Raw genomic sequence first — 21,222 nt, forward strand, 5'->3', positions numbered from 1 at the left:
CGGACCGGTGTGCGAGGGCCGCCCCGGGGCGCCTCCCGGGCGCCCGGCCGATGCGATTCCGTGAAACGGTGTTCACCCCCGGTTCACCGCACCTTCCGCCCGCGCTCCCCACCCGGCGGGACGCTCGTCACCCCCGGGTGTCGCACCCGGGGTGTTGCGGCGATGAGGGGGGAGGCGCGCGCGATGAGACGACGCGCTCTGGGGGTGATCGCGGCCCTGGCCCTGCTGGGCGGGGTGACGTACGCGCTGGTCCCGGACGACGGGGGGGCCGATCCGGTGAGGACGGTCGCGGTCACCGGGCTGATCGGTTCGGAGAAGCGGGCGTTCTTCGAAAGCCCGGAGGTGAAGGCCGAGTTGGCGAAGCAGGGCTTGGAGGTGCACGCCGATTCGACCGGTTCCTGGACGATGAGCGAGCAGGCGCGGAGCGCCTCCGGGCTGGACTTCGCCTTTCCGGCGAGCACGGCTCCGGCCCGCGAGATCCAGCGCCACTGGGGGTTGCAGGACTCTCCGCTGGTGCCGTTCTACTCGCCGCTGGTGGTGGTGGCGCACGCGCCGGTCGCGCAGATCCTGCGGGAGAACAACCTGGCGGCGCTGGACGATGCGAGCGGCGTCTGGACGTTCAGGATGGACGAGTACGTCAACGCCCTCAAGAAGGGCGGCAAGTGGCAGGACCTGCCGGGCGCGAAGGGCCACGCGGAGCTGTCGGGCCCGATCTTCGTCACCACCACCGATCCGGAGAGCTCGTCCTCGGGCGCGCTCTACGTCGCGCTGCTGTCGTACGTCCTGAACGGCAATCTGGTGGTCTCCGACGACCAGGGCGTGGAGGCGGCCCGGCCGGTGCTGTACCAGGCGACGGCGTTGCAGGGCGGCCAGAAGAGCAGCAGTGACGAGCCGTTCCGGGACTTCCTGGCGGGGGTCGGCAATCCGCTGATCTTCGGCTACGAGTCGCAGGTCGCCGCGATGGCGGTGCAGGGCCAGCCGACCGGGGACATGGTGGTGATGTACCCGGACACCACGGCGTACTCGGACCACACGATCATCGCCCGCACCGAGAACGGCCGGAAGCTGGCCGGGCTGCTGCAGAACGACCCGGCGCTGATCGCCCTGGAGATCAGGTTCGGCTTCCGTCCGCAGACCGGCCACGACGCGTTCGCCGACCGGGTGAAGGGCATCAAGCAGCCGGTCCTCGCCCAGGACCTGAACGCGGCGAAGGTGAAGCAGGCGACCGTCCCGTCGTTGGACAACCTGACCAAGCTGACCAAGGCGGCGAAGGGGAGCCCGAAGTGAACCTCCGGACGAAGCGGCCCGCCCGGCTGGCCGCCGTGCTGGCGGCGGTGCTCGCCGCGCTGGCCGCCTGCACCTCCTCGCCGGCCCCGGGGCCGACGCCGCCCCCGAACCCGTCCGGCACGCTGGCCGGGACCGCCCGCCCCGGGGTGCTGCGGGTCCTGGCCGGCAGTGAACTCCAGGACCTGCAACCGGTCCTGGACGACGCCCGGAAGGCGACCGGGGTGACGGTCCAACTCGCGTTCGGCGGCACGCTGGACGGCGCGGACACCATCTCCGCCGGCCGGGCGGACGGCAAGTACGACGCGGTCTGGTTCCCGTCGAACCAGTACCTGCGGCTGGATCCGGCCGGCCGGTCCAAGGTGCTGTCGGAGACCCCGGTGATGGTCTCCCCGGTGGCCGTGGGGGTGCGGGCCTCGGTCCTCGCCGACCTGGGCTGGGGGGACGGTTCGAAGGTCACCTGGGCGCAGATCGGCGACGCGGCCGCGGCCGGGAAGCTGTCGTACGGAATGTCCGACCCGTCGCGCTCCAACTCCGGCTTCTCCGCCCTGGTCGCGGTGGCCTCGGCGTTCTCCGGCGCGGGCGCGGCGCTGACCGCGCCGGACGTGCAGAAGGCGACGCCGCAGTTGAAGCAGTTCTTCACCGGCCAGAAGCTGACCTCGGGTTCCTCGGGCTGGCTGGCGCAGGCCTACGCCAAGGCCGAGCCGGGCCGGGTCGGCGCCCTGGTGAACTACGAGTCGGTGCTGCTGTCGCTGAACCGGACCCTGCCGGCGGACCAGCGGCTGACGGTGGTGCGCCCGGTGGACGGCGTGGTGTCGGCGGACTACCCGCTGTCGCTGCTGTCCTCGGCGGGGCAGGGCGAGCGGGAGTCCTTCCAGCGGCTGGTCGGCTACCTGTTGAAGGAGGACGTGCAGAAGCGCATCTCGGAGCTGACGCTGCGCCGCCCGGTGACGGCGGGGGTGGCCCCGGCGGCGGGGCTGCCCACCGACCGCCGCCGCGAGCTGCCGTTCCCGGGCACCCGGGAGGTGGCGGACGGCCTGCTGGCCTCGTACCAGAACGAACTGCGCCGCCCGTCCCGGACGGTGTACGTGCTGGACACCTCGGGTTCGATGGACGGCCAGCGGCTGGCCTCGCTCAAGGCGGCGCTGGGCCGGCTGACCGGCACGGACGACACCCGGGGGCTGCGCCGCTTCCGGGACCGCGAGGAGGTGACGCTGATCTCCTTCGCGTCCTCGGTGAAGTGGTCGAAGACCCACGTCGTCCCGGCCTCGGGGAGCCAACCCGGCCCGGAGTCCGAACTGGCGTCGATCAACGCCGACGTCCAGTCGCTGCGGGCCGAGGGCGGTACGGCGCTGTACGACTCGCTGGAGCAGGCGTACCGGGTGATCGAGACGCAGCAGAAGGCGGCGGGGGACGACCGGTTCACCTCGATCGTGCTGATGACGGACGGGGAGAGCAACGAGGGCGCGACGGACGGGGACTTCAAGCGCTTCCACGACGGGCTGCCGTCGGCGGAGAAGTCGATCCCGGTGTTCCCGATCAAGTTCGGGGAGGCGGCGGTGAGCCAGTTGCAGGGGATCGCGGACGTGAGCGGGGGCAAGCTGTTCGACGGCGGGGGTTCGCTGGACGGGGTGTTCGAGGAGATCCGTGGCTACCAGTAACCGCGCCGGGATCGGCCGGCTGCTGCTGGGCTACCTGGAGTCGACCAGGAACCTGGCCGGCTGCGGGGGCGGGGCGGTCGGGCTGGGGCTGCACTTCGCGGGCCTGGGCGGGTCGTGGTGGCCGGGGGTGGTGGCGGGGCTGTACGGGGTGGGCGCGCTGCTGGCGCCCGGCCGGACGACGCGGCCCGAACCGCCCGAACCGCCGGAGCCGCCCACCCCGCCGCGGCCCGTTCCGGTGCACACCGAGCTGGAGGTGCTGACCGGCTACCTGGCGAGCGTCCCGCTGCCGGCCTCGGCCGGGGTGGACACCCTGCTGGTGGCGCTGCGCGAGGCGGGGCCCGGTGCGGTGGTCGACCCGATCGTCCGGCACCGGCTGCCGGTCGCGGTGGACGGTTACCTGCGGGCCCGGGCCTGGCTGCCGTGGGCGGATCCGGACGCGCCGGACCCGGCGGCGGAGCTGGGCCGGGAGGTGAAGCAGCTCTCCGCCGAACTGGACTGACCCGCCGACGGGACGGCCCGGAGGCGGAGCAGCGAACCCCGGAGGCGGAGGAAGAGGTGGCCGGAGGCGGGGGAAGAGGTGGCCGGAGGCGGAGAAGGAGGTGGCCGGAATTCGACCGTCCCGCCCCGATACCACCCCTTTCTCCGCCCATCCCGGTCACGAACGAGTCGCCAAGATCTCACCTGTTGGAAACGTCGGAGGGCTATCCAGCGGCCCGGCTCGCACGGCACACTTCTACGCGCGTCCTTCTACGCGCGTCACCGCTCTCGCGGACGCGCCACGCACCTCATCCGCACACCACTTGACGGCCCATCCGCCGTCGTTCCCACTCGGGAGAGTCGTCCATGTCGCTGAACCGCCGTGACTTCGTCACCCGGTCCGCCGCCACCGCCGCCGGTGCCGCCCTGACCGGCGGAGCCGTCGTCGCCGCCGCCCCCGCCGCCGCGGCCGCCGAGCCGGACACGGCGGCCGCCAAGGGCAAGAAGAAGCAGCCCCGCCGCCAGGCCTTCACCGTCATGGGCACCACCGACCTGCACGGCCGGGTCCTCAACTGGGACTACTTCACCGACGCCGAGTACGTCGACCAGGCCCACAACGCGGTCGGCCTCGCCAAGATCTCCACCCTGGCCAACCAGGTCCGCGAGGAGAAGGGCTGGGACCGCTGCCTGCTCATCGACTCCGGTGACATCATCCAGGGCACCCAGCTGTCCTACTACTACGCCCGGGTCGAGCCGATCGCCACCGACGGCGACAACGTGCCGGACCACCCGATGGCCGTCGCCATGAACCTCATGGGCTACGACGCCGCCGCGCTCGGCAACCACGAGTTCAACTACGGCATCCCCACCGTGAAGGCCTTCGAGGATCAGCTGGAGTTCCCGCTGCTCGGCGCCAACGCCCTGCACGCGAAGAACGAGAAGCCGGCCTTCAAGCCGTACGTGATCAAGGAGGTGTGGCTGGACGAGGACACCCCGATCAAGGTCGGCATCCTCGGCCTCACCAACCCCGGCATCGCGATCTGGGACAAGGCCAACGTGGCCGGGCAGATGGTCTTCCCGGGCATCGTCGAGACCGCCGCCAAGTACGTGCCCCGGATGAAGGCCGCGGGCGCGGACGTCATCGTGGTCTCCGCCCACTCGGGCATCGACGAGCCGACCACCTACGGCGACCAGCTGCCCTGGCCCGAGGACGCCTCCGGCGAGATGGCCCAGACCGTCCCGGACATCGACGCGGTGCTGGTGGGCCACACCCACAAGGAGGTCGCCCAGCGCCTCCTCGTCAACAAGAAGACCGGCAAGACGGTTGTGCTCTCCGAGCCGCTGTGCTGGGGCCAGCGCCTGAGCTGCTTCGACTTCGAGGTCGAGTTCGTCGACGGCCACTGGAAGGTCGCCTCGGTCTCCTCCCGGGTGCTGAACTCCAACACCGTGCCGGAGAACCCGGAGATCAGCAACGCGATCCTCGAACAGCACAGGAAGACCGTCGCGTACGTCAACCAGAACATCGGCACCAGCAAGATCGAACTGTCGATCGCCGAGGCCCGGTTCAAGGCCACCCCGATCATCGACCTGATCGGCAAGGTCCAGGCCGACGCCGTCAGGACCGCGCTGGCGGGCGGGCAGTACGCCAACCTCCCGGTCCTGGCCCAGGCCGCCCCGTTCAACCGCACCGCACTGATCCCGTCCGGCCAGGTCAAGCTGCGCGACGCGGCCGGCCTGTACATCTACGAGAACACCCTGGAGGCCCGCATCCTGACGGGCGCCCAGCTCAAGGACTACCTGGAGTTCTCGGCCAAGTACTACTACCAGCTCGCCCCGGGCGCCCCGGTCGACAAGAACGCCATGACCGGCGCCGAGACCACCCCGGACTACAACTACGACTCGGTCTACGGCCTGAGCTACGACATCGACATCGCCCAGCCCAAGGGCAGCCGGATCGTCAACCTGTCCTACCAGGGCAAGCCGATCGACCCCAACGCCCAGTTCGTGTTCGCGGTCAACAACTACCGCGCCAACGGCGGCGGCAACTTCCCGCACGTCGCCACCGCCAAGGTGGTCTGGACGAACTCCGACGAGATCCGCAACACCATGATCGCCTGGGTCAAGGCCAAGGGCGTCATCGACCCCGCCGACTTCTTCACCAACTCCTGGCGCCTCGTCCGCGCCGGCCAGCCGGTGTTCTAGTCACGGCTTCCCGTCGCACCCGCTCCTCATCGGGCCCCCGCACCGCCACCGGCGGCGCGGGGGCCCGTACCGTTCGACCACTCCGCCCGGCGATCGACGCCCTCGTCCGCTACCCCGCCTGATCCGCTCCTCCGGCGAGACGATCGGACATCCAGCCGAGACTTGGGGATATTCATCCGCTCGCCCCGCCTCCCTATCGTTGAACACATCGAGAACGGCCCCACGGGGGGCCGGTGGTGGACCGGACGAGGGTGAGTGGCGATGCGTGCGATCGTGCAGAAGGAGTTCGGCGGCCCCGAGGTCCTGCGGGTGGCCGAGGTGGAGCGTCCGACGCTGCGCAGCGGCGAGGTGCTGGTGCGGGTGAGGGCGGCCGGGGTGAACCCGGTGGACCTGGCGGTGCGGTCCGGGGCGCTCCCGCTGCTCGGCGAGCCGTCGTTCACGGTGGGCTGGGACGTCTCCGGGGTGGTCGAGGAGGCCGCCCCCGGCGCCCGCTACCGGGTCGGCGAGGAGGTGTACGGGATGCCGTTCTTCCCCCGGGCCGCCGGCGCCTACGCCGAGTACGTGGCCGCGCCGTCGCGCCAACTGGCCCGCAAGCCCGCCACCTTGGACCACGCCGAGGCCGCCGCGCTGCCGCTGGCCGCGCTGACCGCCTGGCAGGGCCTGGTCGACCGGGCGGGGATCGGCGAGGGCGACCGGGTGCTGGTGCACCGCGCGGCCGGCGGCGTCGGCCACCTCGCCGTACAGATCGCCAAGGCCCGGGGCGCGTACGTGATCGCGCTGGCGAGCGAGCCCAAGCACGCCTTCCTGCGGGAGCTCGGCGCCGACGAGGTGATCGACTACCGGACCACCGACTACACCGAGGCCGTCTCCGACGTCGACGTCGTCCTCGACTCCTCCTCCGAGGGCACCCGCGCCCTGGCGGTGCTCAAGCCGGGCGGCACGCTGGTCAGCATCATGGAGCACTGGAACCAGGGGCTGGCCGCCGAGATCGAGGCCGCCGGGCGGACCTTCGCGGGCGTCTCCGTCGAGCCCGACTACGCCTCCCTGGAGGCACTCGCCGCCCTGGTGGACGAGGGCCGGATCCGCCCGCACGTCGCCGCGTCCTTCCCGCTCGACGAGGCGGCCCGGGCGCACGAGCTGGTCGGCTCCGGTAGCGTCCGGGGCAAGGTCGTCCTGACCGTCGACTGAGGCGTGGCGACGAACAACACCGGGGGCGGGTCGTGGACATCCTGAGCGAGGCACTGGCGTCGATGCGCACGGCGCACCCCGCGTCCGTGCGCACCGAGGGCCGGGCGCCGTGGGCACTGCGGCTGCCCCCGGTGGTGGGGGCGGGCTTCCACGTGGTGCTGTACGGCACCTGCTGGCTGGTCCCGGTGGATCCGGGGATCGGGGGCGCCCCGGTGCCGCTCAGCCCGGGGGACGTCGTCTTCCTGCGGGACGCCCGGGGCCACGTCCTGGCGGACAGCCCGGACACTCCGCCGGTGGACGCCCGGGCCTGCCGGGTGGAGGACGGCTCGCCGATCGGCACCGTGACGATCGGCGGGGACGGCGCCCGCACCAGCCTGCTGTGCGGCAACTACCACCTGGACCAGGCCCGCCCGCACCCGATGGTCCGCCAGCTGCCGGCCCTGATCCAGCTGCCGACCCGGCACGGCCGGCACCCCGAACTGGCGGCCGCCGTCCAGCTGTTGGGCGCCGAGCTGGAGAACCCGCGGATCGGTTCGGCCGGCATCGTCCCGGCGCTGATCGACTCGCTGTTGCTGTACATCCTGCGGGCCTGGTTCGAGGACCGCCCCGCCGCGGACTCCGCGGGCTGGGCGGCCGCGCTGCGGGACACCGCGGTGGCGCCCGCCCTGGCGGCCATCCACGAGGCGCCGTCGACCCCGTGGACGGTGGAGTCCCTGGCGGAGCGGGCGGGCCTGTCCCGGGCCGCCTTCGCCCGCCGTTTCACCTCGATGGTGGGCGAGCCCCCGATGGCGTACCTGACCCGCTGGCGGATGACCACCGCCGCCCGGCTGCTGCGCGAGTCGGAGGCGCCGCTGACGGCGGTGGCCGCGAGGACCGGGTACGGCTCGGAGTACGCCTTCGCGAAGGCGTTCAAGCGGGAGTTCGGCCTGGCCCCCGGCGGCTACCGCCGGGAGGCCAGGGCCGCGTGAGCGCCCGCACCGCCCGGAACGGGAACGCCCGGAACGGGACCGCCCGGAACGGGACCGCCCGGAGCGGGAGCGCACGGAACGGGACCGCCTAGAACGGGAACTGCGCCCGCCCGTGCTGCACCGAGATCCACTTCACCGTGGTGAAGGCGTCCACCGTGTACTCCCCGTTGAGCCGCCCGACGCCGGAGTTCTTCTCCCCGCCGAAGGGCACCCCGGGCTCGTCCGCGATGGTCCCGCCGTTGACGTGGATCATGCCGGTCTCGATCCGCTGGGCGACCCGCACCCCGCGCTCGACGTCCGCGGTGTGCACCGCGCCGCTGAGCCCGAAGGGCGTGTGGTTGGCCAGCCGGACGGCCTCCTCCTCGCCGTCGAAGGGCACCAGCAGGACGACCGGGCCGAAGAGTTCGCGCTGCAGGATGGGCGCGTCCTCGGCCAGGCCGGTGAGCACGGTGGGCGCCATCAGGCTGCCGGCCGTGGCCCCGCGGAGCAGCGCGGTGGCGCCGCCGGCGACGGCCTGGTCGACCTGGGCGTTGATGGCGTCGGCCTGGACGGCGTTGATCAGCGGGCCGATGTGGGTGGCCGGGTCCCGGGGGTCGCCGACGGTCAGCGAGGCGATCTTGGCGACGAACTTCTCGGTGAACTCGGCGAGCACCCGCCGGTCCACCAGCACCCGGTTGGCGGCCATGCAGACCTGGCCCTGGTGGACGAAGCGGCTGAACACGGCGGCGTCCACGGCGTAGTCGACGTCGGCGTCGTCCAGGACGATCAGCGCGCTGTTGCCGCCGAGTTCCAGCACCGTCCGCTTGAAGTGCGCGGCGGCGACGGTGGCGACGTGCCGGCCGATCTGGTCGGAGCCGGTGAAGGAGATCACCTTGGGCACCGGGTGCTCCAGGAAGCTGTCGCCGATCTCCGCGATGTCGGTGATGACGACGTTCAGCAGGCCGGGCGGCAGGCCCGCGTCCTCGAAGAGCTTGGCGATCAGGCTGCCGCCGACGATCGGGGTCTCCTGGTGCGGCTTGAGCACCACGCCGTTGCCGAGCGCGAGCGCCGGGCCGATCGCCTTGAGGCCGAGGAACAGCGGGAAGTTGAACGGGCTGATCACGCCGACCACGCCGACCGGCAGTCGGTAGAGGCGGTTCTCCTTGCCGGGGGCGGGCGAGGGCAGCAGCCGGCCCTCGGTGGCCACCGACAGGTGCAGGCACTCCCGCAGCACGTCCTTGACCAGGGAGAGTTCGAAGCCGGCCTTGAGCGCGGTGCCGCCGAGTTCGGCCATCACGGCCCGGACGATCTCGCCCTCGCGCTCCTCCAGCAGCCGCAGCGCCCGCTCGAAGACCAGGCGGCGCTGGTAGGGGTTGGTGGCGGCCCAGGTGCGCTGGGCGCGCTCGGCGGCGCGGTAGGCCCGGTCGACCTCGGCGACGGTGGCCACGGTGATGGTGGCCAGCTTGTCCCCGGTGTAGGGGTCGACGTCGACGATGTCCCAGGAGCCGCTGCCGCTGCACCATTCGCCGTCGATGTACTGCAGCGCCAACTCGGAGAAGTACGACATCTGATCCCTCTCGTGCCCGACCTGATGGGAGCTCATCGTACTGATGTGTCAAAGCTCTTGGCGTACGGAGAGCAGAAGATCGCGGGTCCGTTCGGGTCCGAGGCTCTCGGCGACCAGTCCGTCCATCGCCTGCCGGTACGAGGCGACCTCGGCGGGCTTGTCCACGTAGAGGGCGGTGGTGAACTGCTCCAGGTAGACGACGTCGGCGAGTTCGGCCTCGGCGAAGCCCAGCACGCTGAACGCACCGCTCTCGGCGCTCAGCGCGGCGCCGCCGAGCGGGCGCACCTGGAGGCGCACGTTGGGCAGTTCGGAGAGCTGGAGGAGGGTGTCGAGCTGGCCGCGCATCAGCTCGGGCCCGCCCCAGGGGCGGCGCAGCGCGGCCTCGTCGAGGACGGCGTACAGGTGCGGGGGGTGGTCGGCGGTGAGCAGGTCCTGGCGCTTGCGCCGCACCTCGACCCGGCGTTCGACCTCGTCGTCGCGGAGGCCGTGGCAGCCGGCGTGGACGACGGCGCGGGCGTAGTCGGCGGTCTGCAGCAGCCCGTGCACGAACTGGACCTCGTAGCTGCGGATCTCGGCGGCGGCCTCTTCCAGGCCGAGGTAGTTCTGGAACCAGGCGGGCAGTACGTCGCCGTAGTCGTGCCACCAGGAGGTGGCGTTGGCCTCCCGGACGAGGCCGAGGACGTTGGCCCGTTCCTGTTCGGCGTCGACGCCGTAGAGGGTGAGGAGGTCGGCGACGTCGCGTTCCTTGAAGCCGACCCGGCCGAGTTCCATCCGGCTGATCTTGGACTCGGAGGCGCGGATCGAGTACCCGGCCTCCTCGCGGCTGACGCCTCTGGTCTCGCGGAGCTTGCGCAGCTGGCTGCCGAGCAGCAGGCGCCGTACGGTGGCGCCTCCGCCTGCCTGAGTCGTGCCCATCGAAGTCAACCTCCGCACTCGTGCAGCCCCCCGGCCGTCGGCCGCAGTCTGCCACCTGGCACTGACGAACAACAGCCCGTGCCGGGTCGCATTCCGGTCGCGGTGCGAAGCCTGGGAGAAAGCTGTGAGGCGACCGTCGGTGTACGGACGCGGGTGCGGGTGGGAGCGCAGGTGGGAGCCCTGGTAAGGGGCGGGTGAGAGCCCCGGCGGGGCACGGGTGAGAGGAGCCTGGGAACGCGCTGCGGAACCCGCAGGGAAGCCCCGGCGACACCCCGGGAACGCACGGGGGAACGCGTTCGGGAACGCGAAGAGGAACGCGCAAGGGAACGCGAAGAGGAACGCGACGGCGCCCGCCCTCCAACTGGTCGGGGAAGAGGGCAGGCGCCAGGAGACCGCGTTGGCCCGGCGACGCTGGCGGGGGCAGCGGGTTGAGCTCCCGGCGATGCGGCGCCGGGGGTTCGGGGTGGGCCGGTCGGACCGTCGGCCGTCAGACCACCAGGGGGCGGTCGGTGGGCCGGATCGGGGCGGGAAGCGGGGTCTTGCCGCCCAGGTGCTTGTCCACCGCGGCGGCGGCCGAACGGCCTTCCGCGATGGCCCAGACGATCAGTGACTGGCCACGGCCGGCGTCTCCGCAGACGTACACGCCATCGACATTGGTGGCGAACCGGCCGTCGCGGCCAATGTTACCGCGTGTGTCGAGGTCGACGCCGAGCTGCTCGACCAGGCCGTTCTTCACGTCCGTCCCGGTGAAGCCCATGGCCAGGGTGACCAGCTGGGCCGGCAGGGCCCGCTCGGTGCCGGGCACGGGCTCGAACCGGCCGTCCTTGAACTCGACCTCGACCAGGTGCAGTTCCTGGACGTTGCCGTCCTCGTCGCCGGTGAAGCGGGTGGTGTTGACGGAGTAGATCCGCTCGCCGCCCTCCTCGTGCGCGGAGGTGACCTTGTAGGTCATCGGCATGGTGGGCCAGGGCTGGTGGCCGGGCCGCTCCTCGCCGGGGCGCGGCATGATCTCCAGCTGGGTGACGGAGAGGGCGCCCTGGCGGTGGGCGGTGCCGACGCAGTCGGCGCCGGTGTCGCCGCCGCCGATGACGACCACGTGCTTGCCCTTGGCGCTGATCGGGGAGTCGACGAGGTCGCCCTCCTGGACCTTGTTGGCCAGCGGCAGGTACTCCATCGCCTGGTGGACGCCCTTGAGCTCGCGTCCGGGCACCGGCAGGTCGCGGGCGGTGGTGGCGCCGGCGGCGATCACCACGGCGTCGAAGCGCGACCGCAGGTCCTGCCCGGTGATGTCCTCGCCGACGTGCACGCCGGTGCGGAACCGGGTGCCCTCGGCCCGCATCTGCTCGATGCGGCGGTTGATGTGGCGCTTCTCCATCTTGAACTCGGGGATGCCGTAGCGCAGCAGTCCGCCGATCCGGTCGGCGCGCTCGTACACCACCACGGTGTGCCCGGCCCGGGTGAGCTGCTGGGCGGCGGCCAGGCCGGCCGGGCCGGAGCCGACGACGGCGACGGTCTTGCCGGAGAGGCGCTCCGGGACCTGCGGGGTGACCCCGCCGCGGTCCCAGGCCTTGTCGATGATGGTGACCTCGACGTTCTTGATGGTCACCGCGTCCTGGTTGATGCCGAGCACGCACGCCGACTCGCAGGGCGCCGGGCACAGCCGCCCGGTGAACTCCGGGAAGTTGTTGGTGGCGTGCAGGCGCTCGATGGCGCCGGTGAAGTCCTCGCGGTAGGCGAGGTCGTTCCACTCGGGGATGAGGTTCCCGAGCGGGCAGCCGTTGTGGCAGAACGGGATGCCGCAGTCCATGCAGCGGCCGGCCTGCTTGGTGATGATCGGCAGGAGGCTGCGCTCGACGTAGACCTCGTTCCAGTCCTTGATCCGCACGTCGACCGGGCGGCGCTCCGCCAGCTGCTTGGGCGTGGTCAGGAAGCCCTTGGGGTCAGCCATGTGCCGCCTCCATCATCTTGCGAGTGGTCTCGGTCTCGGAGAGACCGTCGCGCTCGGCGGCGTCCTTGGCGGCGAGCACTGCCTTGTAGTCGGTCGGCATGATCGTGGAGAAGCGGGAGACCCCGCTGCCCCAGTCGGCCAGGAGCTCGGCGGCGACGGTGGAGCCGGTCTCCTCGTAGTGCTGCTGCACGGTCTCGCGCAGCCATTCGCGGTCGGCGGCGGCCGGGGCCTCGATGCCCACCATGCCGTCGTTGACGTTGGCGGGGCGCAGGTCCAGGACGTACGCGACACCGCCGGACATGCCGGCCGCGAGGTTGCGTCCGGTCTCGCCGAGGATGACGACCCGGCCGCCGGTCATGTACTCCAGGCCGTGGTCGCCGACGCCCTCGACGACGAGGGTGGCGCCGGAGTTGCGGACGGCGAAGCGCTCACCGGCCTTGCCGCGCAGGTGGATCCGGCCGGAGGTGGCGCCGTAGCCGATGGTGTTCCCGGCGATGACGTGGTTCTGGGCGTCGTTGCCGATGGCCGCGGCCTCGCGGGCCGGGCGGACGACGACCACGCCGCCCGAGAGCCCCTTACCCACGTAGTCGTTGGCGTCGCCCTCCAGCCGCAGGGTGACCCCCTTCGGCAGGAAGGCGCCGAAGGACTGTCCGGCGGAGCCGGTGAGGGTGACGTCGATGGTCCCCTCCGGCAGGCCCTCGCCGCGGTACCGCTTGGTCACCTGGTGCCCGAGCATGGTGCCGACGGTGCGGTTGACGTTGCGGATCGGCAGCTGGATCCGCACCGACTCGCCGCGCTCCAGGGCGTCCTCGGCCAGCGTGATCAGCTGGTTGTCCAGGGCCTTGTCCAGCGCGTGGTCCTGCTCGGTGGTGCGGTGCCGGGCGGCGCCCTCGGGCAGCTCGGGCACGTGGAAGAGCGGGGCCAGGTCGAGCCCGGCGGCCTTCCAGTGGTCCACGGCGGCCTGGGCGTTGATGTGCTCGGCGCGGCCGACGGCCTCCTCGATCGAGCGGAAGCCCAGCGAGGCCAGGATCTCCCGGACCTCCTCGGCGATGAACTCGAAGAAGTTGACCACGAATTCGGGCTTGCCGGAGAAGCGCTCGCGCAGCACCGGGTTCTGGGTGGCGACGCCGACCGGGCAGGTGTCCAGGTGGCAGACGCGCATCATGATGCAGCCGGAGACGACCAGCGGGGCGGTGGCGAAGCCGAACTCCTCGGCGCCGAGCAGCGCGGCGATGACCACGTCGCGGCCGGTCTTCAACTGGCCGTCGGTCTGGACGACGATGCGGTCGCGCAGCCCGTTCAGCAGCAGCGTCTGCTGGGTCTCGGCGAGGCCGAGCTCCCAGGGGCCGCCGGCGTGCTTGAGCGAGGTCAGCGGCGAGGCGCCGGTGCCGCCGTCGTGGCCGGAGACCAGCACCACGTCGGCGTGCGCCTTGGAGACGCCGGCCGCGACCGTCCCGACGCCGACCTCGGAGACCAGCTTCACGTGGATGCGGGCCGCCGGGTTGGCGTTCTTGAGGTCGTGGATCAGCTGGGCCAGGTCCTCGATCGAGTAGATGTCGTGGTGCGGCGGCGGCGAGATCAGGCCGACGCCCGGGGTGGAGTGCCGGGTCCTGGCGACCCACGGGTAGACCTTGTGGCCGGGCAGCTGGCCGCCCTCGCCGGGCTTGGCGCCCTGGGCCATCTTGATCTGGATGTCGTCGGCGTTGACCAGGTACTCGGAGGTGACGCCGAAGCGGCCGGAGGCGACCTGCTTGATCGCCGAGCGGCGCTCGGGGTCGTACAGGCGGTCCGGGTCCTCGCCGCCCTCGCCGGTGTTGGACTTGCCGCCGAGGCGGTTCATCGCGATGGCGAGGGTCTCGTGGGCCTCCAGCGAGATGGAGCCGTACGACATCGCGCCGGTGGAGAAGCGCTTGACGATCTCGGAGACCGGCTCGACCTCCTCCACCGGGATCGGCTCCCGGTCGAGGCCGTCCAGCCGGAACAGGCCGCGCAGCGTCATCAGCCGCTCGGACTGCTCGTTCACCCGGTCCGTGTACTGCTTGAAGATGTCGTAGCGGCGGTTGCGGGTGGAGTGCTGGAGCCGGAAGACGGTGTCCGGGTCGAACAGGTGGGGCTCGCCCTCGCGGCGCCACTGGTACTCGCCGCCGATGTCCAGCGCGCGGTGCGCGGCCGGGATGCCGGAGGCCGGGTACGCCTTGGCGTGCCGGGCGGCGGTCTCCTTGGCGACCTCCTCCAGGCCGATGCCGCCGAGCTTGCTGGTGGTGCCGGCGAAGTAGGCGTCGACCAGGCCCTGGGAGAGGCCGATGGCCTCGAAGACCTGGGCGCCGCGGTAGGAGGCGACGGTGGAGATGCCCATCTTGGACATCACCTTGAGCACGCCCTTGCCGAGCGCCTTGATCAGGTTCTTGATCGCCTTCTCGGCCTCGACGCCCTGGATGAAGACGCCCTGCGCGACCAGGTCCTCGACCGACTCCATCGCCAGGTAGGGGTTGACGGCCCCGGCGCCGTAGCCGATCAGCAGCGCGACGTGGTGCACCTCGCGCACGTCACCGGCCTCGACCAGCAGCGACACCTGGGTGCGCTGCTTGGTGCGGATCAGGTGGTGGTGGATCGCGGAGGTGAGCAGCAGCGAGGGGATCGGGGCGTGCTCGGCGTCGGAGTGCCGGTCGGAGAGCACGATGATCCGGGCGCCGTCGGCGATCGCGGCGTCGGCCTCGGCGGCGATCTCCGCCAGCCGCGCGGCCAGGCCCGCTCCCCCGCTGGCGACCTTGTACAGGCCGGACAGCGTGACGGCCTTCAGGCCGGGCTGGTCGCCGTCGGCGTTGACGTGGACCAGCTTGGCCAGCTCGTCGTTGTCGATCACCGGGAAGGTGATGCCGACGGAGCGGCAGGAGGCGGACTCGGCGACCAGCAGGTTGCCCTCGGGGCCGAGGTTGGACAGCAGCGAGGTGACGAGCTCCTCGCGGATGGCGTCCAGCGGCGGGTTGGTGACCTGCGCGAAGAGCTGCACGAAGTAGTCGAAGAGCAGCCGCGGCTTCTCGCTCAGGGCGGCGATCGGCGAGTCGGTGCCCATCGAGCCGAGCGCCTCGGCGCCGGTCCTGGCCATCGGCGCCAGGATGACGCGCAGCTCCTCCTCGGTGTAGCCGAAGGTCTGCTGGCGGCGGGTGACGGAGGCGTGGGTGTGGGCGATGTGCTCGCGCTCGGGCAGCTTGGCGAGCTGGATCTGCCCGGCGCCGACCCACTCCTGGTAGGGGTGCTCGGCGGCGAGGGCGGACTTGATCTCCTCGTCCTCGACGATCCGGCCCTGGACGGTGTCCACCAGGAACATCCGGCCGGGCTGGAGGCGGCCCTTCCTGGTGACCTTCTCCTGGTCGATGTCGAGCACGCCGACCTCGGAGGAGAGGACGACCAGGCCGTCCTCGGTGATCCAGTAGCGGGCCGGGCGCAGGCCGTTGCGGTCGAGCACGGCGCCGATCTGGGTGCCGTCGGTGAAGGTGACGCAGGCCGGGCCGTCCCAGGGCTCCATCAGGTTGGAGTGGTACTGGTAGAAGGCGCGGCGGGCCGGCTCCATGGTGGCGTGGTTCTCCCACGCCTCCGGGATCATCATCAGCACCGAGTGCGGCAGCGAGCGGCCGCCGAGGTGCAGCAGTTCCAGGACCTCGTCGAAGGAGGCGGAGTCCGAGTGGTCCGGCGTGCAGATCGGGAAGATCCGCGACAGGTCCCCTGGAATCAGATCCGTCGCGAGCTGCGACTCCCGGGCCTGCATCCAGTTGCGGTTGCCCTTCACCGTGTTGATCTCGCCGTTGTGCGCGACGAAGCGGTACGGGTGGGCGAGCGGCCAGCTCGGGAAGGTGTTGGTGGAGAACCGCGAGTGCACCAGGCCGATGGCGGACGCGTAGCCGCGGTCCGACAGGTCGGGGAAGAAGGGCTCCAGCTGGCCGGTGGTCAGCATGCCCTTGTAGACGATGGTGCGGGCGGACAGCGACGGGAAGTACACCCCGGCCTCGCGCTCGGCCCGCTTGCGGACCACGAAGGCGACCCGGTCCAGCTCAATCCCCGACCGGCCCTCCTGGGCCAAGAAGACCTGCCGGAAGCGCGGCATCACGCTGCGCGCGGTGGCGCCGAGCAGGTCCGGGGTGACCGGCACGTCGCGCCAGCCGAGGACGGTCAGGTCCTCCTCGGCCGCGATGGCCTCGATCCGCGCGACGGCGGCACCGGCGGCCTCGTCCTCGTCCGGGAGGAAGGCGATGCCCACCGCGTAGGAGCCGGCGGCCGGGAGCTCGAAGTCGACCTTGCCGCGCAGGAAGGCGTCCGGGACCTGGGTCAGGATGCCCGCGCCGTCACCGGAGTCCGGCTCGGCGCCGGTGGCGCCCCGGTGCTCCAGGTTGCGCAGGACGTTCAGCGCCTGCTCGACGATGGTGTGGTCGGCGATGCCGGTCAGCGTGGCGACGAAACCGACGCCGCAGGCGTCGTGCTCGTTCCGCGGGTCGTACAGGCCCTGAGCAGCAGGTCGCGCATCCGGCACGAGCGCGTACGGCTGGCGGGCGGCGCCGGCCTGGGGCTCGTTGGCGGAGTGCATGGATGCAGACAGCATCGGCTCTCCCGTCGTCGTCTTTCGGCAAGTTGGTGCAAGTAGGGACGACGTTGGCCCTGATGCGGTGAATCGATGTCGTGCAAGTTACATGATGCCCAGGATCCCGAGAAGCGGAATATCCCGTCCATATGGCGGACGGACGCGCAGGTCAGGGGGCCGGAGAAGAGGACGTGCCACAGTGCACGTCCCGACGATTGTGCCCGGCCGCCCCCGGCCTGAAACAGGGGCGAAACCGGATCGCCACACGAGCCGATCATGAACGCCTGGGAATCCATCCCGGGACCGGGCCCCCCGGATGCGAATCCGCGGCTCCGAGGCCCGGATGATGAGACGATGCCGGGCAGCGCGCGACGTCCATGTGTGAAACGTCACCCACTGCCCGGCATAGTCATGCAGCCCCGTCGCCAGGCACCGCCGCGTCGGCCCTAGCCGACGTGCCCGCCGATCAGCCACCCCAGCAGGTACGTCACCCCGGCCGCGGCCCCGCCCAGCACCAGCTGCCGCAGACCGCTGAACCACCAGCTGCGCGCCGTCACCCGGGCCACCACCGCGCCGCACAGGAACAGCCCCAGCCCCGCCAGCAGCAGCGCCGGCAGCAGCGTGGTCGCCCCCAGCAGGTACGGCAGCAGCGGCAGCAGCGCGCCCAGCGCGAAGCACAGGAAGGACGAGCCGGCCGCGACCAGCGGGGAGGGCAGGTCGTTGGGGTCGATCCCCAGCTCCTCCCGGGCGTGCACCTCCAGCGCCAGCTCCGGGTCCCGGGACAGCTGCCGGGCCACCTCGTGGGCGAGCTCCGGGTCCACCCCGCGCGAGACGTACACCTGCGCCAGCTCGGCCAGCTCGCCGTGCGGGTTGCGGCTCAGCTCCAGCCGCTCGGCCTCGATCTCGGCCTGCACCAGCTCCCGCTGGGAGGCCACCGAGGTGTACTCCCCCGCCGCCATCGAGCAGGCACCGGCCGCCAGGCCCGCCAGGCCGGTGAGGATCACCGTGCTGCTGGAGGCCGCGCCGCCGACCACACCGGTCATCAGCGCGAAGTTCGACACCAGGCCGTCCACCGCCCCGAACACCGCGGGCCGCAGCCAGCCGCCGTTGACGTCCCGGTGGTGGTCGGCCGCGGGTATCCGCGGGTGCTGGGCGGGCTCGGCTTCCAGGGTGCTCGCAGTCACGGTACTTCCCCTCCGTCTTTCGTTCGTCGACCCGACCGTAGCCCCGTTGACCTGCGCATTTCCAGCAAAGTAAGGCTGTCCGAACAGCACTGAGGCCACCCTTCGCAAGGGTGGCCTCAGTTGCGGGGAAGTCCCTGGTCAGATCGGGTTCTTGGCGTCCTTGCCGGCCTTCTCGGCGCCCTCGTCGGCCGGTTCGGCCGCCGCCTTTTCGTCCAGCAGTCGAGACGGCTTCTCCCCGTCCACCGTCTCGCTCGGCTTCGGAACGGCCGCCTCCGCCTTCTTCTGCGCCGCGTCCTCCTCCTGCGCCGCGTCCTTCTCCTGGGCCTCGGCGTGCGCCGCCGGGTCGATGCTCGCCGGGTCCTCCCGGCCGGGCCGCTTCTTCCCGACGACCACGAAGTACACGACGGCGCCGATGAACACCACGATCGAGGTCCAGTCGTTCAGCCGCAGGCCGAAGTAGACGTGCGCCTCGTCGATCCGCAGCCACTCGGTCCAGAACCGGCCCACCGTGTACGCGGCGACGTACAGCGCGAAGGCCCGGCCGTGGCCCAGCCGCCAGCGCCGGTCCGCCCAGATCACCAGCAGCGCGACGGCCACGTCCCAGATCGACTCGTACAGGAAGGTCGGGTGGAAGACCCCGTTCACGACCTCGCCGTCGGGCAGCGTCTTGTGGATCTCCAGGCCCCACGGCAGCGTGGTGGCCCGCCCGTACAGCTCCTGGTTGAAGTAGTTGCCCCAGCGGCCCATCGCCTGGGCGAGCACGATGCCCGGCGCGATGGCGTCGGCGTAGGCGGGCAGCGGCACGCCCCGGCGGCGGCAGCCGATCCAGGCGCCGACCGCGCCGAGCGCGACCGCGCCCCAGATGCCGAGGCCGCCCTCCCAGATCTTGAAGGCGTTCCAGGGGTTCTTCCCCTCGCCGAAGTAGAGCTGGTGGTCGGTGATCACGTGGTACAGCCGACCGCCGACGAGGCCGAAGGGCACGGCCCACACGGCGATGTCACCGACGGTGTGCTTGGCACCGCCCCGGGCGACCCAGCGCTTGCTGCCGAGCCAGACGGCCGCGACGACCCCGAGGATGATGCAGAAGGCGTAGGCGCGCAGCGGGATCGGTCCGAGGTACAGGACGCCCCGCGACGGGCTGGGAATGTAGGCGATATCCATGGCAGTTCCGACGCTACAGGGTCCGGCGTCCCCATCCGACACCCCCGGGGTCACAGATACCGAACAACGAATGCCGCCGCCCCCTCCCGATTCGGAAGGGGGCGGCGGCCGGACGCGCTCAGCCGGCCGACGGCGAGGGGTTGTTGGCCTCCGAGGCGGCGGCGGTGGGCGCCGGGGTCTGACCGTTCGTGCCCGCCGTCCCGAGCTGCTTGCCCTGGTTGGCGGCGTCCACCCACTTCACCAGGTTCGCCGGGGTGATCTCCTCGTTGCCGTTCTTCGGGTAGATCGGCTGACCGTTGAGCAGCACCGTCGGGGTGGACTTGTAGCTGGACTTGTCGAAGTCCTGCTGCACCGCCGACACCCATCCGCCGTACTTGTTGTCGTTGACGCAGGCCTGGAACTCCGGCGTGTCCAGCCCCCCCACCTGCTTCGCCAGGTTGAGCAGCACCGCCTTGTTCCCGAAGGCGTCGTTGGTCTCGTCCGGCTGGTTGCGGTAGAGCACGTCGTGGTAGTCCCGGAAGTGCCCGGCGTCCTGGGCGCAGGCCAGCGCGTTGGCCCCGTTCTTCGAGCCCTTGCCCGGCACCGCGCGGTCGATGAACGACACCACGTGGGCGTTGGTGTAGATCTTCCCGGCGTCCTCGAGCTGGTCGATGGTCGCCGAGAACTCGCGCTCGAAGATCCCGCAGGCCGGGCAGCGCGGGTCCTCGTACACGGTGAGCACCGACGGCGCGTTGCTCGCGCCGACCGGGATGACCAGGTTCTTGTCACCGATCGTCCCGGCCGGGGCGGCGGTCGGGGTCTCCGGCTTGGAGCGCTGGTTCTGCACCAGCACGCCGGTGACGACCGCGGCGGCGATCACCACGAGCACCGCTCCGCCGACGACCAGCTTCTTCCTGCGCCGCGAGCCGGCCTCCTCGGCCGCCCGCTGCTCCAGCATCCGCTCACGGGCGGTGCGCTTGCCTTCTCGGTTCTTCTCGCTCATTGCCTTGACATCCACGGTCTGGGGGCCTTCGTCGGGTGCGGGGATGGGAATGGCCGGACGGGTCAGCTCGCCAGCCAGCCGTCGGCCGAGAGCCGGGTGCGGGGCCGCCACAGCAGGAATCCGGCCAGCAGCAGGAAGCCGGTGTCGCGGAGGATCTCCTGCAAGTACTCGGTCTGCGAGGCGTCGACGTGCCCTCCGCCGCCGAAGCAGCCGCAGTCGATCGAGATCCCGCGCGCCCAGGCGGAGGCGATCCCGGCGATGAAGGCGAGCAGCAGCAGCGCCGACACCCCGGCGACCAGGCGGACCCCGAGGCCGATCACCAGCAGCAGGGCGAGCGCCAGCTCCAGGAAGGGCAGCCCGTAGCCGATCGGTTTGACCAGGCCCTCGGGCAGGATCTCGTACGCCCGCACCGCCTGGGCCGCCTCCGCCGGGTCGGCGATCTTCGCCAGCCCGGCCCACCCCCAGACCACGGCCAGGCCGAGCCGCGCGGCCGTACCGATCCACTCGCTCCGGACCGGCACCCGCCGCGGCGCGGGCGCGGAGCCACCGGACTGCACTGCCGGCCCCGCCATCAGGGAACCCCCCTCGGGAAACTCGTTCACTTCCTGACGAACCGTAAGGGATGAAGACCGGTTCCTCCGGATTCACGAATTAAGCCGGACGAGTGACGTTCCGTCCGATTCCCTCGAACACCCCTACGTCACCGGCACCCCTGCATCCGCCCCGGGTCGAACAGCTCCGGCCGCCCCTCGTGCCGCCCCCGCGCGGCCCGCTCCGCCGCGTCCCACCGCGCCGCCTCCGCGCAGGCCACCGCCTCCCGCTCGGCCCGCTCCGCCCCCCGCTTGGCCAGGGCCTGCCCCACCTCGGTGTGCGCGCCGACCGCGGCCCCCAGAGCCAGCGCGGCCGCCGCCGCCCGCAGCAGCACGGCCCGATGAAGCCCAGCCACCCGCTCACCCCTTCGCTAGCCCGGCCACCCCCGTAGACGTGGTTCGTGCACTCGTCCCTCCACTCAACGCCGGTCAACCCCGCCTGATGCGTGTCGCCCCCGCTCTTCACCCGTTCGGGGCCGCCGCGCCGCTGACGCCGACGGAAAAGCCGGCGGCCCGTTCCCCTCGGAGGGGGGAACGGGCCGC

15 protein-coding genes are annotated in these 21,222 nt (G+C 71.7%); 6 read left to right on the forward strand and 9 right to left on the reverse strand.

Annotated elements, in window-relative coordinates:
• The first annotated feature begins 183 nt into the window (after nucleotides 1-183).
• The 6 genes from ACFV8H_RS10080 (at nucleotide 184) to ACFV8H_RS10105 (ending at nucleotide 7,780) form a co-directional block, all read left to right on the forward strand.
• Entirely contained in the window at nucleotides 184-1,287 is a 1,104-nt protein-coding gene (locus tag ACFV8H_RS10080; RefSeq protein ID WP_380398135.1) for a hypothetical protein, read from the forward strand.
• Complete coding sequence (locus tag ACFV8H_RS10085; RefSeq protein WP_380398137.1) at nucleotides 1,284-2,945, forward strand: extracellular solute-binding protein; 1,662 nt, start codon at nucleotides 1,284-1,286, stop codon at nucleotides 2,943-2,945. Before ACFV8H_RS10080 ends, ACFV8H_RS10085 begins: the two co-directional genes overlap by 4 nt.
• Nucleotides 2,932-3,444 carry a hypothetical protein gene (locus tag ACFV8H_RS10090; RefSeq protein WP_380398139.1) on the forward strand — a complete coding sequence of 171 codons (513 nt, stop codon included), beginning with the start codon at nucleotides 2,932-2,934 and terminating at the stop codon, nucleotides 3,442-3,444. Before ACFV8H_RS10085 ends, ACFV8H_RS10090 begins: the two co-directional genes overlap by 14 nt.
• 344 nt (nucleotides 3,445-3,788) lie before the next feature.
• Nucleotides 3,789-5,624: a bifunctional metallophosphatase/5'-nucleotidase gene (locus ACFV8H_RS10095; protein WP_380398141.1), complete on the forward strand. Its 1,836-nt coding sequence runs from the start codon at nucleotides 3,789-3,791 to the stop codon at nucleotides 5,622-5,624.
• Between the two features lie 261 nt (nucleotides 5,625-5,885).
• Nucleotides 5,886-6,812, forward strand: coding sequence for an NADP-dependent oxidoreductase (locus ACFV8H_RS10100; RefSeq protein WP_380398143.1), 927 nt, complete (start codon nucleotides 5,886-5,888; stop codon nucleotides 6,810-6,812).
• A 32-nt stretch (nucleotides 6,813-6,844) separates the two neighbouring features.
• Nucleotides 6,845-7,780 (forward strand): AraC family transcriptional regulator, encoded by a 936-nt coding sequence (locus ACFV8H_RS10105; protein ID WP_380398145.1) that lies wholly within the window; start codon nucleotides 6,845-6,847, stop codon nucleotides 7,778-7,780.
• 88 nt (nucleotides 7,781-7,868) lie between these two features.
• Here ACFV8H_RS10105 and ACFV8H_RS10110 read toward each other — a convergent pair whose 3' ends face one another.
• The 9 genes from ACFV8H_RS10110 to ACFV8H_RS10150 all read right to left on the reverse strand — a co-directional run bounded on the left by ACFV8H_RS10110 (nucleotide 7,869) and on the right by ACFV8H_RS10150 (nucleotide 21,035).
• Nucleotides 7,869-9,326, reverse strand: a complete 1,458-nt coding sequence (locus ACFV8H_RS10110; protein ID WP_380398147.1) for an aldehyde dehydrogenase family protein — start codon at nucleotides 9,324-9,326, stop codon at nucleotides 7,869-7,871.
• Between the two features lie 48 nt (nucleotides 9,327-9,374).
• Nucleotides 9,375-10,241 carry a helix-turn-helix domain-containing protein gene (locus tag ACFV8H_RS10115; RefSeq protein WP_375893372.1) on the reverse strand — a complete coding sequence of 289 codons (867 nt, stop codon included), beginning with the start codon at nucleotides 10,239-10,241 and terminating at the stop codon, nucleotides 9,375-9,377.
• Between the two features lie 487 nt (nucleotides 10,242-10,728).
• The gene (locus tag ACFV8H_RS10120; protein WP_375893370.1) at nucleotides 10,729-12,189 is read right to left on the reverse strand and encodes a glutamate synthase subunit beta; all 1,461 of its coding nucleotides are present in this window, start codon (nucleotides 12,187-12,189) and stop codon (nucleotides 10,729-10,731) included.
• Nucleotides 12,182-16,768, reverse strand: a complete 4,587-nt coding sequence (gene gltB / locus ACFV8H_RS10125; RefSeq protein WP_380398160.1) for a glutamate synthase large subunit — start codon at nucleotides 16,766-16,768, stop codon at nucleotides 12,182-12,184. The genes ACFV8H_RS10120 and gltB overlap by 8 nt, the downstream gene beginning before the upstream one ends.
• A 440-nt stretch (nucleotides 16,769-17,208) precedes the next feature.
• Complete coding sequence (locus tag ACFV8H_RS10130) at nucleotides 17,209-17,931, reverse strand: VIT1/CCC1 transporter family protein (protein ID WP_380398162.1); 723 nt, start codon at nucleotides 17,929-17,931, stop codon at nucleotides 17,209-17,211.
• Between the two features lie 153 nt (nucleotides 17,932-18,084).
• Nucleotides 18,085-19,107, reverse strand: coding sequence for a prolipoprotein diacylglyceryl transferase (gene lgt / locus ACFV8H_RS10135; RefSeq protein ID WP_380398149.1), 1,023 nt, complete (start codon nucleotides 19,105-19,107; stop codon nucleotides 18,085-18,087).
• Between the two features lie 118 nt (nucleotides 19,108-19,225).
• Nucleotides 19,226-20,089: a DsbA family protein gene (locus tag ACFV8H_RS10140; RefSeq protein WP_375893364.1), complete on the reverse strand. Its 864-nt coding sequence runs from the start codon at nucleotides 20,087-20,089 to the stop codon at nucleotides 19,226-19,228.
• Between the two features lie 62 nt (nucleotides 20,090-20,151).
• Nucleotides 20,152-20,661 (reverse strand): MauE/DoxX family redox-associated membrane protein, encoded by a 510-nt coding sequence (locus ACFV8H_RS10145; protein WP_375893362.1) that lies wholly within the window; start codon nucleotides 20,659-20,661, stop codon nucleotides 20,152-20,154.
• Nucleotides 20,662-20,789: 128 nt separating this feature from the next.
• The gene (locus ACFV8H_RS10150) at nucleotides 20,790-21,035 is read right to left on the reverse strand and encodes a hypothetical protein (protein ID WP_380398152.1); all 246 of its coding nucleotides are present in this window, start codon (nucleotides 21,033-21,035) and stop codon (nucleotides 20,790-20,792) included.
• Nucleotides 21,036-21,222: the final 187 nt, after the last annotated feature.

It is taken from the genome of Kitasatospora sp. NPDC059827, from assembly GCF_042731675.1.
GTDB lineage: Bacteria > Actinomycetota > Actinomycetes > Streptomycetales > Streptomycetaceae > Kitasatospora.